The organism is Stenotrophomonas sp. Ste86 (genome assembly GCF_024519465.1).
Taxonomy (GTDB): Bacteria; Pseudomonadota; Gammaproteobacteria; order Xanthomonadales; family Xanthomonadaceae; genus Stenotrophomonas.
On record NZ_JALJRW010000031.1, the window covers coordinates 25,369 to 39,399 of the forward strand.

The 14,031-nt window shown below is 67.4% G+C and carries 15 protein-coding genes; 3 read left to right on the forward strand and 12 right to left on the reverse strand.

Features of this window, described 5'->3' with window-relative positions:
* Nucleotides 1-164 precede the first annotated feature (164 nt).
* The 4 genes from NR101_RS18120 to surE are packed head-to-tail and all read right to left on the reverse strand — an operon-like array spanning nt 165 to nt 3,028.
* Nucleotides 165-944 carry a peptidoglycan DD-metalloendopeptidase family protein gene (locus tag NR101_RS18120; protein ID WP_256774125.1) on the reverse strand — a complete coding sequence of 260 codons (780 nt, stop codon included), beginning with the start codon at nt 942-944 and terminating at the stop codon, nt 165-167.
* Complete coding sequence (locus tag NR101_RS18125; RefSeq protein ID WP_256774126.1) at nt 941-1,555, reverse strand: DedA family protein; 615 nt, start codon at nt 1,553-1,555, stop codon at nt 941-943. Before NR101_RS18125 ends, NR101_RS18120 begins: the two co-directional genes overlap by 4 nt.
* A 19-nt stretch (nt 1,556-1,574) precedes the next feature.
* On the reverse strand, nt 1,575-2,252 hold the full coding sequence (locus tag NR101_RS18130) for a protein-L-isoaspartate(D-aspartate) O-methyltransferase (protein WP_256774127.1): 678 nt from the start codon (nt 2,250-2,252) through the stop codon (nt 1,575-1,577).
* Nucleotides 2,249-3,028 (reverse strand): 5'/3'-nucleotidase SurE, encoded by a 780-nt coding sequence (surE, locus tag NR101_RS18135; RefSeq protein ID WP_256774128.1) that lies wholly within the window; start codon nt 3,026-3,028, stop codon nt 2,249-2,251. Before surE ends, NR101_RS18130 begins: the two co-directional genes overlap by 4 nt.
* 188 nt (nt 3,029-3,216) lie before the next feature.
* On the opposite strand from surE, the gene NR101_RS18140 reads away from it, so the two are divergent.
* Nucleotides 3,217-3,756, forward strand: a complete 540-nt coding sequence (locus tag NR101_RS18140) for a Smr/MutS family protein (protein WP_256774129.1) — start codon at nt 3,217-3,219, stop codon at nt 3,754-3,756.
* A gap of 137 nt (nt 3,757-3,893) precedes the next feature.
* Here the strand turns inward: NR101_RS18140 and truD are convergent, their stop codons facing one another.
* The 8 genes from truD to NR101_RS18180 all read right to left on the reverse strand — a co-directional run bounded on the left by truD (nt 3,894) and on the right by NR101_RS18180 (nt 10,622).
* On the reverse strand, nt 3,894-4,940 hold the full coding sequence (gene truD, locus NR101_RS18145; protein ID WP_256774130.1) for a tRNA pseudouridine(13) synthase TruD: 1,047 nt from the start codon (nt 4,938-4,940) through the stop codon (nt 3,894-3,896).
* Complete coding sequence (gene ispF / locus NR101_RS18150; RefSeq protein WP_256774131.1) at nt 4,937-5,434, reverse strand: 2-C-methyl-D-erythritol 2,4-cyclodiphosphate synthase; 498 nt, start codon at nt 5,432-5,434, stop codon at nt 4,937-4,939. Before ispF ends, truD begins: the two co-directional genes overlap by 4 nt.
* A gap of 36 nt (nt 5,435-5,470) precedes the next feature.
* The gene (gene ispD, locus NR101_RS18155) at nt 5,471-6,169 is read right to left on the reverse strand and encodes a 2-C-methyl-D-erythritol 4-phosphate cytidylyltransferase (protein WP_256774152.1); all 699 of its coding nucleotides are present in this window, start codon (nt 6,167-6,169) and stop codon (nt 5,471-5,473) included.
* Complete coding sequence (gene ftsB, locus NR101_RS18160; RefSeq protein ID WP_256774132.1) at nt 6,166-6,516, reverse strand: cell division protein FtsB; 351 nt, start codon at nt 6,514-6,516, stop codon at nt 6,166-6,168. Before ftsB ends, ispD begins: the two co-directional genes overlap by 4 nt.
* A 5-nt stretch (nt 6,517-6,521) precedes the next feature.
* Nucleotides 6,522-7,808 (reverse strand): phosphopyruvate hydratase, encoded by a 1,287-nt coding sequence (eno, locus tag NR101_RS18165; protein ID WP_256774133.1) that lies wholly within the window; start codon nt 7,806-7,808, stop codon nt 6,522-6,524.
* A 137-nt stretch (nt 7,809-7,945) separates the two neighbouring features.
* A complete protein-coding gene (locus tag NR101_RS18170; protein WP_256774134.1) occupies nt 7,946-8,299 on the reverse strand; it encodes a hypothetical protein in 354 nt (117 codons plus the stop codon).
* A gap of 37 nt (nt 8,300-8,336) precedes the next feature.
* Nucleotides 8,337-10,001: a CTP synthase gene (locus NR101_RS18175; protein ID WP_256774135.1), complete on the reverse strand. Its 1,665-nt coding sequence runs from the start codon at nt 9,999-10,001 to the stop codon at nt 8,337-8,339.
* A 381-nt stretch (nt 10,002-10,382) separates the two neighbouring features.
* On the reverse strand, nt 10,383-10,622 hold the full coding sequence (locus NR101_RS18180; protein WP_256774136.1) for a hypothetical protein: 240 nt from the start codon (nt 10,620-10,622) through the stop codon (nt 10,383-10,385).
* 163 nt (nt 10,623-10,785) lie between these two features.
* On the opposite strand from NR101_RS18180, the gene parE reads away from it, so the two are divergent.
* Nucleotides 10,786-12,675 (forward strand): DNA topoisomerase IV subunit B, encoded by a 1,890-nt coding sequence (parE, locus tag NR101_RS18185; RefSeq protein ID WP_256774137.1) that lies wholly within the window; start codon nt 10,786-10,788, stop codon nt 12,673-12,675.
* A 632-nt stretch (nt 12,676-13,307) separates the two neighbouring features.
* Nucleotides 13,308-13,859: a GNAT family protein gene (locus NR101_RS18190; protein ID WP_256774138.1), complete on the forward strand. Its 552-nt coding sequence runs from the start codon at nt 13,308-13,310 to the stop codon at nt 13,857-13,859.
* The last annotated feature ends 172 nt before the right edge of the window (nt 13,860-14,031 follow it).

Genomic DNA, 14,031 nt, shown 5'->3' on the forward strand with positions numbered 1-14,031 from the left:
CCACCCCATGCGTGACTGCACACCCCAACCGGCGCGCGAACCCGACCCGGTAGAGCCACCCCATGGGTGGCTGCACACCCAACCGGCGCACGGAGCCCGCACCGAGCTGGCGACGCATGGCGTCGCTCTACCCAGGAACAGCGCGACCGTACGGGACGCGGCGGTTACTTCGGCGGCAGGTACAGCAGCGGGTCGACCGGCTTGCCGTTGTAGCGGATCTCGAAGTGGAGCATGTCGCGGGTGGTGCCGGTGCGGCCCATCTCGGCGATCTGTTCCCCGGCCTTGACGCTCTGGCCTTCGTTGACCAGCCGCTTGCGGTTGTGGCCGTATGCAGACAGCCACTGATCGCTGTGCTTGATGATGATCAGCTCGCCAAACCCGACCAGGCCCGCGCCGGAATACACCACCACGCCCGGCGCGGTCGCCCGTACCGGTTGTCCGCTCGTACCTGCGATGTCCACGCCCTGCTTGGTCACATCGGCACCGACGAACTTGCCCACGAGCGCGCCATCGGCCGGCCAGCGCCAGCTGATGTTGCTCTTGATCGCCGTGGTCGGCGACGGGGTCGGGGCCGGCGCGGGCGCGGTTGTGCCCGGACGTGGCGCGGTTACCACCGTGGTCGGCGCACGGCCCGGTGCACCACCGCCCGGATACAGCTTCAGCGTCTGCCCCGGATAGATCGTGTACGGCTCGGCCAGCCCGTTCCAGGCGGCCAGGTCGCGCGGGGTGATGTTGTGGATGCGTGCCAGCGCGTACAGCGTATCGCCACGTCGCACCACGGCGGTCTGCCCGGGCTTGGCCACCGAGGCCTGCGGCGTCGGATGCGCACCGCGACCCGGCGACGACGGCTTGACCACCGTGGCCGTCCCGCATGCGCCCAACGTGGACACCGCCAGCACCAGCGCGGTAACACGCAGCCCCCTGCTCAAACGATCAGCACTCATGCGAACTTCGCCCTCCAGACTAGCCAGGCGACCAGCGCCACGACCAGCACGGTCGCGATCCAGCCCAGCGGTTCAATCCAACGCCGCAGCGCAGCTTCCGCGCGCGGACCACCAATACGGATGACCGCGGCCAGCACGAACACGCGCTTGCCACGACCGATCAACATGCTCAGGAAATACTGCGGCAACGGCACGCCGACGATACCCGATGCCCAGGTGAAGACCTTCATCGGGATCGGCATGAAGCCGCCCAGCACCAGGAAGGTGAACACCGCCCAGGGCGATTCGGCCATCTTGGCCTGGACCACCGCGATGCCGCTCTCGATGCTCGACAGCATCCCCAGCGCGGCGAACACCGGCTTGAGCGCCTCGAAGGCGAAATGCCCCAGCGCGTAGCCGACCAGCGCTCCGGCCATCGAACCGCCCAGGCTCAGCGTGGCAAACCACCAGCCGCGCTTGGGCTGGGCCACGCACATCGGCGCCAGCATCACCTCGGGCATCACCGGGAAGATGATCGCCTCGATGAAGCTCAACACCGTCAAATAGGTCGGCGCGCGCTCATGCGCGGCCCATTTCATCGCCCGCTCATACAGCGGACCAAAGATCTTCATGACGCAACGCTCCTGTGAATCAATCCAGCATGCCAGACAGCAGCGGCACGAACGTGACCGGTGCCAGTACCTGCTGTTCGATGCTGCCGTCATCGCGACGGGTCAACTGCACCAGCGACTGCGCGCCCGGGCCACCGACCGGCGCCACCAGCCGCCCACCGATGGCCAGCTGCTCGACCAGCGCGTCGACCAGCGCCGGTGCGGCGGCAGTGACCACGATCGCATCGAACGGGCCGTGCTCGGCCCAGCCGACGCGGCCATCGTCATGCTTGGTGCGGATGTTCATGCCGAGTGCGCGGAAACGCTTGCGCGCCTGGCGCAGCAGGTCACCGATGCGCTCGACCGTATAGACCTCCAACCCCAGTGCGCCGAGGATCGCGGCCTGGTAGCCCGAACCGGTGCCCACTTCCAGCACCTTCTTCGGCGAGCAATGCAGCACCGCCTCGGTCATCCGCGCCACCACCCACGGCTGGGAGATGGTTTGCCCGTGGCCGATCGGCAGCGCGGTGTCCTCGTACGCGCGCGAGGCCAGCGCCTCGTCGATGAACAGGTGGCGCGGCACCACGCGGATCGCGTTGAGCGTGTTCTCGTCGACGATGCCCGCTTCGCGCAGGCGCTCGACCAGGCGGTCGCGCACGCGCTGGGAGGTCATGCCGATACCGACCGCTTCGGGTTGCAGGCGCAGGCGCTGGCTCATGCCGGGCGATCCAGCGCGGCCGTCAGCCCGCCGACCCAGCTGGCCACCTTCTCCAGCGCCTGGTAGCGGGTGAGGTCGACCTGGATCGGGGTGATCGAAATGAAGCCGTTGCGCACCGCGTGGAAATCGGTGCCCGGGCCGGAATCCTGCTCGCGTCCGGCCGGACCGATCCAGTACACCTCGTTGCCGCGCGGATCGCGCTGGGCGATGCAGCCCTCGGCGCGGTGGCGGTTGCCCAGCCGGGTCACCTCGAATCCGCGGATCTCGCGCCACGGCAGGTCCGGCACGTTGACGTTGAGGATGGTGTCGGCGGGCAGTGGATCGGCCTTGAGCCGGGTCACGATCTCGACCGCGGCACGCGCGGCGGTCTCGAAACTGCGCGGCTCGTGGTTGTGCGTCACCAGCGACATCGCCACGGCCGGCAGGCCCAGGAAACGCCCCTCCATCGCCGCGGAAACGGTGCCGGAGTAGATGACGTCATCGCCCAGGTTGGCCGCGTTGTTGATGCCGGAGACCACGATGTCCGGCTCGTACTCGAGCACGCCGGTCAGCGCCAGGTGCACGCAGTCGGTGGGCGTACCGGCCACCGAGCAGGTGTAATGATCGATGCGTTTGACGCGGATCGGCAGGTCCAGGGTGAGCGAGTTGCTGGCACCGGAGCGGTCACGGTCCGGCGCGAACACCGTCACCTCATGACCGGCGTCACGCAGTACCGAGGCGAGCATCCTGATACCCGGCGCGTCGACACCGTCGTCGTTGCTGACCAGGATCCGCATCTGCGATTTAACCGCTTGATTTTTCAAGACTTCGATTCCATCACTTTCCAGCGTTGGCGGGGCCGGCCCTCCCCGGTCTGGGGAACACCGACCGCGCAAGTGCGTCAGCTATTGTGCCGCAAGCGGGCAGATCGTCCTACCCCGGATGACGGTAGGCAGCGGCCATCCCCTGGCATTACGCTGTACGCATGTCACATTCTGAAGACGACGACCCCGCCGCCCTGTTCCGCTCGGCAATCGGCGAGGTCAAACCCCTGCGCAAGCCTGCGGCCGCGCCGCCGGCCGTGCCGCGGCCGAAGCCGCGCGCGCGCATGGCCGAACGTGACGAGGACGAAGCGCGCAGCGAATTCGCGCGCCTGCTGCGCGACAGCAGCCCGCTGGAAGCGGGCGACACCGCCAGTTACCGGCGCGACAACCTGCCGGCGCGGATGTTCCAGCGGCTCAAGCGTGGCCAGTACTCGGTGCAGGACGAGCTGGACCTGCACGGGGCCACGGTGGTACAGGCGGAAAACCTGCTGCGCCAGTTCCTGCTGGAAGCGCACGCGCACGAATGCGGCTGCGTGCGCATCATCCACGGCAAGGGCCTGCAGTCCGATGGTGGCGCACCGGTGTTGAAGAACCTGGTCGACCGCCTGCTGCGCCAGCGCAACGACGTGCTGGCCTTCCATTCGGCGCCGGCTGGGCAAGGCGGTACCGGCGCGGTCGTGGTGTTGCTGGCGAACCGGTAAGACCGCCCGCTAGGTGCCTGCACATGACGACCGATCGCGGTAGAGCCACCCCATGGGTGGCTTGTGCGCGGTGCCGGATCGGAGCGCAGCCACGCATGGCGTGGCTCTACCGCCCCCCCTGATGGGGGCTGCCGCAATCAATCCGCCGTCAGGAGCGTCTGGCTTGCGTCTTCCACCGGCCCCAGCTCGTGCAGCACGGCGGTGGCGTAGCAGCCCGGCGGTAGCGCGAAACTGAGCTCGAGCACATCCGGCTGCACCCAGGTGTGCTGCAGCATCGCCGGGCGCAGGCGCAGCGCGCGGCGCTCCTGCTTCAGGCGCGCGCTTTCCAGGCCAGCACGCAGCGCCAACGATTGTTCGTCCGATACCGCGCCCAGCTCCAGATCGGCGGCCGCGCCGGTACTGCGCAGCGCTCCCTCGCCCCACAACGGGCCACTGGGATGGATGTCGAAGCGGCCCAGGCGGTCGGCCAGCAGATCCGTCCACGGTTCCGGACCGAACACGCTGCGGCTGCCGTCCAGCATCCACACCTCACCGTCCAGCGGCGTGTCCCAGTTGCCCTGCGCGACGCGCTCGGCCAACACCTGGTTGAACAGGGCCGAGCGTGCCGCCGACAACAGCAGCGAACGCTGGTCCGGGCGCACGCGTCGGCCGCCGAACATCGCCAGCGCCGCCGGCACATTGCCGCCGTCGCGGCCGAAACGCTGTTCGCCGAACCAGTTCGGCAGTCCCCGCGCGGCGATCAGCGACAGTCGCTTGTCGATCGCCTTCGCATCGCCCTGCACGTCCCGCAACACCAGCTTGAACCGATTGCCCGCCAGCGCGCCGCGCTGCAGCTTGCGGTTGTGCCAGGTCGACTCGACCACCTCGATCTCATCGGAGGCCAGCAGCGCCGGATCCGGTGCGATGCGCTTGGGCAGGTGCACGCTGAAACGCTGGGTGGTCACCGCGTGCCGGTCCTTCATGCCGGCGTAGCTCACCGCCATGTCCGGCAATCCGGCCCACCGGGCCAGCACTTTGGCCACGTGCACGGTGTTGGCGCCGCGCTTGCGGAGGGTCAGCAGCAGGTGCTCGCCCTCCCCGCTCGGCTCGAACGCCGGCAGCTCGTCCACCTGGAAATCTTCCGGAACGCTGCGGATCTTCGCGCTCAGCAGCGGCGCACCAAATGCCAGCGGAAGCGGGATCACAGTTCCACCAACAGCACGACGGCCTGCGCGGCGATGCCCTCACCACGCCCGGTGAAGCCCAGCTTCTCCGACGTGGTGGCCTTGACGCTGACCGCATCCAGCGCGACGCCCAGCAGCGCGGCAATGCGCTCGCGCATGGCCAGCGCATGCGGGCCCACCTTGGGACGCTCGCAGATCACGGTGATGTCGGTGTTGCCGACCTGCCAGCCACGCTCGCGCAGCAGGCTGTTGCAATGGGCCAGGAAGCGGCTGCTGTCGGCATCTTTCCAGCGCATGTCCGAGGGCGGGAAGTGCTGGCCGATATCGCCCAGCGACAGCGCACCGAGCATCGCATCGCACAGCGCATGCAGGATCACGTCGCCGTCGCTGTGGGCGACCACGCCGCAGCTGTGCGCCACGCGGATACCGCCGAGCATGATGTGGTCGCCCGTGCCGAAGGCGTGGACGTCGTAGCCCTGTCCGATGCGGACCGGAGGAAAGGAAGGCGTGTTCATTGCAAAAAACCTGCGGTTGTGGCGCCGCGCGCGGACTCAGTATCCGCGACGCGACAGCTCGAATTCGAAACGGGACAGATCGGCCGGCGTGGTGACCTTGAAGTTGTCTTCGCTGCCTTCCACCAGCAACGGGCGCAACCCCTGCCGCTCCATCGCCATGGCGTCGTCGGTGACCTCCACGCCGGCGTCGGCGGCGTCCTGCAGCGCGCGCGCCAACTGGTGGCGGCGGAACAGCTGCGGGGTCAGCGCGCGCCACAGGCGGGCACGCGGTTCAGTGGCATCGATGCCGCCGTCGTCACCGGCACGCTTGAGGGTGTCGCGCACCGGCGCGGCCAGGATCGCCCCGACCGGATCGTTGCGCCCCACTTCCAGCAGCCGGCCCAGATCGGCGGCGGCCAGGTTGGGCCGCGCGGCGTCATGCACCAGCACGAAATCATCGGCACGCACGCTTTCGGGCAGCGCCTGCAGCCCGGCCAGCACCGATGCAGCACGGGTAGCGCCGCCGATGCAGGTCAGGATCGGCTTGTCGGCCAGCGCCTGCCAGCCCGGCCAGTCGGTGTCGCCCTCGGCGATGGCCACCATCACCCCGGCAACCACCGGGTGCGACAGCAGGGCTTCCAGCGTATGCGCCAGCAGCACCCGGTCGCCTGCGACCAGGTACTGTTTGGGTGTCTGTCCACCGAAACGGGTGCCGCGACCAGCGGCCGGCACCACCGCCCAGACCGTGCCCATCAGGGCACTTCCTGCGGCAGCGCTTCCGGCGGCGCCATGGCCGCCGGTCCGCGCGCAGGCGCGACCGGGGCATCTTCGACCACGCGGTAGAACTTCTCGCCAGGCTTGATCATGCCCAGCTCGCTACGCGCGCGTTCCTCGATCGCGGCCTGGCCTTCCTTGAGGTCCTTGACCTCGGCGGCCAGTGCGTCGTTGCGCTGTTGCAGACCGGCGTTGTCGCGCTGCTGGTTGGCGACCTGGGCCTCCAGGGTCATCACTTCCCCTGAATTGCCCGGGCCGAACCAGAAACGGTACTGCAGCCACGCCAGCAGCAGCGCGAGCAACAGCAGCGTCCAGCGCCAGTTGCGCATGGGGATCAGCGCTTCAGCGACACGAACGCGTCACGACCGGCGTAACGCGCACCGGCACCGAGGGCTTCTTCGATGCGCAGCAGCTGGTTGTACTTGGCCACGCGGTCGCTGCGGCACAGCGAGCCGGTCTTGATCTGGGTGGCGGTGGTGGCCACGGCGATGTCGGCGATGGTGGTGTCTTCGGTTTCGCCCGAACGGTGCGAGACGATCGAGGCATAGTTGGCCGCGTGCGCCATGGCGATCGCTTCCAGCGTCTCGGTCAGGGTGCCGATCTGGTTGACCTTGATCAGGATCGCGTTGGCGGTGCCGGACTCGATGCCTTCCTTGAAGATCTTCGGGTTGGTCACGAACAGGTCGTCGCCGACCAGCTGCACCTTGTTGCCGATGCGGTCGGTGAGCAGCTTCCAGCCGGCCCAGTCGTTCTCGGCCAGGCCGTCTTCGATGGTGATGATCGGGTACTGCGCGGCCCAGTCGGCCAGGAAGTCGACGAACTGCTCGGAGGTCAGGCGCTTGTTTTCGCCGACCAGGTTGTACTTGCCGTTCTCGAAGAATTCGCTGGAGGCCACGTCCAGGCCCAGCAGCACGTCTTCACCGGCGGTGTAGCCGGCTTTGCCGATGGCTTCCAGGATGGTGTCCAGCGCTTCGACGTTGCTGCGGAAGTCCGGCGCGAAGCCGCCTTCGTCGCCCACCGCGGTGCTCAGGCCGTGGCCCTTGAGCACCGACTTGAGCGAATGGAAGATTTCGGTGCCGGCGCGCAGCGACTCGGAGAAGGAGGTGAAGCCGACCGGCAGCACCATGAATTCCTGGAAGTCGACATTGTTGTCGGCATGCGCGCCGCCGTTGATGATGTTCATCATCGGCACCGGCAGGGTCACATCACGGCCGTTGGCCAGGTGCTGCCACAGCGCCTGCTTCTTCGACGCCGCCACGGCGTGCGCGTTGGCCAGGGAAACCCCCAGCAGCGCGTTGGCGCCCAGGCGGCCCTTGTTCTCGGTGCCGTCCAGATCGATCAGGCGACGGTCCAGGCCTTCCTGGTCGGCGGCATCGAAGCCTTTGAGCGCATTGGCGATCGTGGTGTTGACGTTGGACACGGCATTGCGCACGCCCTTGCCCAGGTAGCGGGTCTTGTCGCCGTCGCGCAGTTCCACCGCTTCCTTGGTGCCGGTCGAGGCACCCGACGGAACCGCGGCGCGGCCGAACGAACCGTCCTCGAGGATGACTTCAGCTTCCAGCGTGGGATTGCCACGGCTGTCGAGGATTTCACGGGCGTGGATGCTGCGGATCGTGGTCATAGCGGGCCGGTTACCAGTCAGGAAGGGGAAACGCCAGAAAGTAGCGTTGAAAAGCTGCCGCGTGATTATCGCCATCCGCCTGCCGCTTGCCAAATCGGCATTTCGACGCCGTCGCCGGCCAACGCCGAGTCACGCGGTCAGAGCAGCGCAGGCACCAGCAGCACGGCCAGCAGCAACGCCATCAGCGCAAGCGCGGCGCCACCGCCGACGGCCTGCCGATGGAGCCGGATGGCCAGCACGCTGGCGATGAGGCCGCCGAGCAGGGTCGCCCCGCCCAGCGCGAGCGTGGCGTACAGGTACGGCGCGGTGGCCTGCATCGCGTGGCTGCCGTCACCGGGCATGCCGACACTGGCCATGACCAGCACCATCAACATGAAGGCGCAGGCCCAAGCCCCGATCGACAGCAGCAGCGCGGCCCAGCCCCACGGCCAGGCGCGCCAGTGCCGGCGCTGGCGGCGCGCTTCCAGCGCCGCCCACGGATCCTGGCTCATGCCGGCCGCCCGCACCGATGGCGGCTGCATGCGGCGATCAGACGCCTGCTGCCTGCGGCAACGCGCCGCCGGCCTTGCGCTCGCGCGCCGCACGGATGAAGCCGATGAACAGCGGATGGCCTTCGCGCGGCGTGGACAGGAACTCCGGATGCGCCTGGCAGGCCAGGAACCACGGGTGCTGGTCGCGCGGCAGCTCGATCACTTCCACCAGGGTGTCATCCATCGACTTGCCGGCAATCACCAGGCCGGCGTCTTCCAGCTGGGTGCGGTAGCGGTTGTTGAACTCGTAGCGGTGGCGATGACGCTCGGACACGACATCCTTGCCGTACAGCTCGCGGGCCAGCGTGCCCGGCTTGAGCCGCTGCTCCTGCAGGCCCAGGCGCATGGTGCCACCGAGGTCGCTCTTGTCGTCGCGCTTTTCCACATCACCGGTGGCGGTGCGCCATTCGGTGATCAGGCCGATCACCGGATTAGGCGACTGGCGGTCGTTCTCGGTGCTGTTGGCACCGTCCAGGTTGGCCACGTGGCGGGCGAAATCGACCACTGCGGCCTGCATGCCGTAGCAGATGCCGAAGTACGGCACGTTCTGCTCACGGGCGAACTGCGAGGTCAGCACCTTGCCTTCGAAACCACGGTCGCCGAAGCCGCCCGGCACCAGGATGCCGTCGACATCCTTCAGCGCGGCCATGTCGGTGCCTTCCAGCTCCTGTGCTTCGAGCCACTTCAGGTTGACCTTGGTGCGCTGGCGCAGGCCGCCATGCTTGAGCGCCTCGCCGACCGACTTGTAGGCGTCCTGGTGGTCCACGTACTTGCCGACCACCGCGATGGTGACCTCGTCCAGCGGGTGCAGGGTGGCGTCCACCGCCGCTTCCCACTCGGACAGATCGACCGGACCGGCCTTGTCGCCCAGCTTGAGCTGGTTGATGACGATCTCGTCCAGACCCTGCGCGTGCAGGCCCATCGGGATGCGGTACAGCACGTCCACGTCCGGCACGCTGATCACCGCGCGCTCGGAAACGTTGGTGAACTGGGCGATCTTGCGGCGTTCCGAATCCGGCACAACCTGCTCGGAACGGCACAGCAGCACGTCCGGCTGGATGCCGATCGAGCGCAGTTCCTTGACCGAGTGCTGGGTCGGCTTGGTCTTCAACTCACCGGCCGCGGCGATGTATGGCACCAGGGTCAGGTGCATGAACAGCGCCATCTCCGGGCCGCGCTCGGTGCGGACCTGGCGGATGGCCTCCAGGAACGGCAGCGATTCGATATCACCCACGGTGCCGCCGATTTCCACCAGCGCCACGTCGAAGCCTTCGGTGGCCTCGTCCATGCAGCGGCGGATTTCATCGGTGATGTGCGGGATGACCTGCACGGTGGCGCCGAGGTAGTCGCCGCGGCGCTCCTTGCGGATCACGTTCTCGTAGATGCGGCCGGTGGTGACCGAGTTCTTGCGGCTCAGGCGGGTGCGCACGAAGCGCTCGTAGTGGCCCAGGTCCAGGTCGGTCTCGGCGCCGTCGTCGGTGACGTAGACCTCGCCGTGCTGGAACGGGCTCATAGTGCCCGGGTCGACGTTGATGTACGGGTCGAGCTTCATCATCGTGACGCGCAGGCCACGGGCTTCAAGGATGGAGGCGAGTGACGCGGCGGCAATGCCTTTGCCGAGCGAGGACACTACGCCGCCGGTTACGAAGATCAAGGGAGTCATGGCTGGGGGTGTCCTGTCAGGAAGGGGGAGACGACGCCGGCGCGCGGGGCGACGGACGACGCAAAGGGGAAATGGGGGACGATCGGGCCGCCGGCTGCGGAGGACACACGCGCCGGGGACGGGATCGGGGAAGCAGCGAAACAGCCGGTCGGCGAGGTCGGGTTGGCCGTGCCGGTCGCTGAATGGACCGTCACCTCCTGCCTACCCTGCTGGCGATCGCGCACGATCAGGCCAGTCCATTCGCTGATGGATGACACGTACTGCTCCCGGAAAGCGCTAGTTTACAGATTGAAGGCCACAAGCCCAAGCGCTGGCATGCGGCCTTCACAAAAAAAAGACGCCCCGGCAGTGCCGGGGCGTCCATGAGGGCATCGGAAGGGGTCAGCGCTTCTTCTTCGCCTCTTCCTCTTCTTCCTTCTGCGGGGCCTGCTCGCCCTTGGCCTTCATCTCGGCGGTGGCCTGGGCGCGGCGCTTGGCCTTGGCGTCGGCCTCGGACTGGGCCTTGTCGGCCTGCTCGCCCAGCTGCGGCGTGGGCTGGCCCTGTCCGGCGTTCTGCGCCATAGCCAGCGGCACGGCCAGGACGGCGGCGGCAATGGCAACGATGGTCAGCAGCTTCTTCATGGGATGGCTCCTCGCGGTCTCGGCTTGGGATGGGGATTCCGGGGGACGGATTCCACCAGGCACAGTCTATCGAACCCCGGTCGGCCGGGCCCTGAACGTGTGGCGTGCAAAAAAACCGTCCAGACCGCAAACTTCGCCGTCGCTTTGCGCTTTATGAAGACAGATGAACGCCCGCTATAACGCCGCCGATATTGAAGTCCTGTCCGGCCTGGACCCGGTCAAGCGCCGCCCCGGCATGTACACCGACACCGCGCGCCCGAACCATCTGGCGCAGGAAGTCATCGACAATGCCGTCGACGAAGCCCTGGCCGGGCATGCCCGTACGGTCGAGGTCACCCTGTACAGGGATGGCAGCTGCGAGGTCAGCGATGACGGCCGTGGCATGCCCGTGGACATCCACCCCGAGGAGAAAATCCCCGGCGTCGAACTGATCCTGACCCGCCTGCACGCGGGCGGCAAGTTCAACAACAAGAACTACACCTTCTCCGGCGGCCTGCATGGCGTAGGCGTCAGCGTGGTCAATGCGCTGTCGACCCTGGTCGAGGTGCATATCAAGCGCGACGGCAGCGAACACCGCATCACCTTCCGCAATGGCGATCGCGCCACCCCGCTGGAAGTGGTCGGCAGCGTCGGCAAGAAGAACACCGGTACCCGCGTGCGGTTCTGGGCCGACCCGAAGTATTTCGATACGCCCAAATACAACCTGCGCGCGCTGCGCCATCTGCTGCGCGCCAAGGCCGTGCTGTGCCCGGGGCTGACCGTCAAGCTGCGCGACGAAGCCACCGACGAGCAGGACAGCTGGTACTACGAAGATGGCCTGAGCGATTACCTCAAGGCCGAACTCGGCGAGCGCGAGATGCTGCCGGCCGACCTGTTCGTGGGCCACCTCAAGAAAGAAAATGAAATCGTGGACTGGGCCCTGGCCTGGATCCCCGAGGGTGAGCTGGTCCAGGAAAGCTACGTCAACCTGATCCCGACCGCCCAGCACGGCACCCACGCCAATGGCCTGCGTACCGGCCTGACCGAAGCGCTGCGCGAGTTCTGCGACTTCCGCAACCTGCTGCCGCGCGGCGTCAAGCTGGCCCCGGAAGATGTGTGGGACCGCGTGTCGTTCGTGCTGTCGCTGAAGATGACCGATCCGCAGTTCAGTGGCCAGACCAAGGAACGCCTGTCCTCGCGCCAGGCCGCCGGTTTCGTCGAAGGCGCCGCGCACGACGCCTTCAGCTTGCTGCTGAACCAGAACGTGGAGATCGGCGAGAAGATCGCCCAACTGGCCATCGAGCGCGCCAGCGCGCGCCTGAAAACCGAAAAGCTGGTGACCCGCAAGAAGGTCACCCAGGGCCCCGCCCTGCCCGGCAAGCTGGCCGACTGCATCAGCCAGGATCTCTCGCGCACCGAGTTGTTCCTGGTCGAAGGCGACTCGGCCGGCGGCAGTGCCAAGCAGGCCCGCGACAAGGACTTCCAGGCGATCATGCCGCTGCGCGGCAAGATCCTGAACACCTGGGAAGTCTCTTCGGGCAGCGTGCTGGCCTCGGAGGAAGTGCACAACCTGGCCATTGCGATCGGCTGCGATCCGGGCAAGGACGACATCACCGGGCTGCGCTACGGCAAGGTGGTGATCCTGGCCGACGCCGACTCGGACGGCCTGCATATCGCGACGCTGCTGACGGCGCTGTTCCTCAAGCACTTCCCGGCGCTGGTCGATGCCGGCCACGTGTTCGTGGCGATGCCGCCGCTGTTCCGTATCGATGTGGGCAAGCAGGTGTTCTACGCCCTGGACGAAGAAGAGAAGCGCACGATGCTGGACAAGATCGAGCGCGAGAAGATCAAGGGCACGGTCAGCGTCACCCGCTTCAAGGGTCTGGGCGAAATGAACCCGCCGCAGCTGCGCGAATCGACCATCCATCCCGATACGCGTCGGCTGGTGCAGTTGACCATCGATGATGGCGAGCAGACCCATTCGCTGATGGACATGCTGCTGGCCAAGAAGCGCGCCTCCGACCGCAAGCAGTGGCTGGAGAACAAGGGCGATCTGGCATCGCTGGAAGTCTGATCCGCGCCTGACGCCGACGCAGGAGAGCCCGCCTCATGGCGGGCTTTTTTTGGGTTCCCGTCCCGATCAAGGGGCGGCTGATCCAGGGTCCGCAGCAGTTTGAGTACGGCGATGCGCGGCCGGACGGGGTGTCTTGGATCGGGCGGTGTCTTGGATCGGGCGGTGTCTTGGATCGGGCGGTGTCTTCGCTCGGGTCTGTCGCGAGCGTGAGGGCCCCGTAGCAGCCGGTAGGCCCCTGGCGCAAATGTCCCCCGGCCGCGGGGCGGCCACGTCCTTTATTTTGCCCAGGGGCCTGCCGACTGCTACGGGGCTCGGCTTGCGGCAAGCAGGTGGGCGCCAGACTTTTCCGGTGCTGGTCGGTGGGTCGGGCGCTGGGCCCCCATGACCTTGGACGAGGCCGGTAGTGCCGAGCCATGCTCGGCAAGTCGCAGGATGCCAGCGAAACAAAGGAGGACGCGGCCGCAGGCCGACGCCGGGGGCGTCGCCGGAAAGGCCATGGGGGCCCAGCGCCCGACCCCATCGACCGTCGCGTCATAAAAATCCAGAATGGGAGAGGCACCTGTTTTTGTTCCCGGCCACGCCATAATTCCCCGACACGACCGGCCCTGTGCCGGCTGCCGACACGGACTCCCATGCACTTCGATTCGACCCTGCAATTGCACAGCGCGCGCCTGGTGCTGAGCCCGATCCGCGCCAGCGACGGTACCGCGCTTTTTGCCATCCAGTCCGACCCGACGGTGATGCGCTACTGGAACCACGCGGCCTGGACGGAGTTGAAGCAGGCCTACGCGCAGATCCTCGACGACCTCGCCGCGATGGACGAGGGCATCCAGCTCAAGCTCGGCATCCGCGAGCAGGCCGACGGCCCACTGCTGGGCATCTGCGTGGTGTTCGGCATCGAGGAGGCCTCCGGGCGCGCCGAGATCGGCTACAACCTCGCCCCGCAGGCACAGGGCAAGGGCTACATGCACGAGGCGCTGCAGTGCTTTGTCGACTACCTGTTCGATGACCGCGGCCTGCGCCGGCTGGAAGCGGAGATCGATCCGCGCAACGCACCGTCTGCCAAGGTGCTGGAGCGCATCGGATTCCAGCGCGAAGGCCTGCTGCGCGAACGCTGGTGCGTGGGCGGGGAGCTGTCCGATTCGGCGTTGTACGGGTTGCTGGCACGGGAGCGCGCCCGCTGAGTGGGTAGCGCCGAGCCACGCTCGGCGGTGGTCGGTGGGTCGGGCGCTGGGCGCCCATACCCTTTCCGGCGAATGTCCCCCGTGGTCGGCCTGCGGCCGCCCCCTCCTCCTTTATTTGGTTCTTCACCCAACTCCGGGGAAGGCCGCCCGGATCTTCAGGAAGAAGTACGCG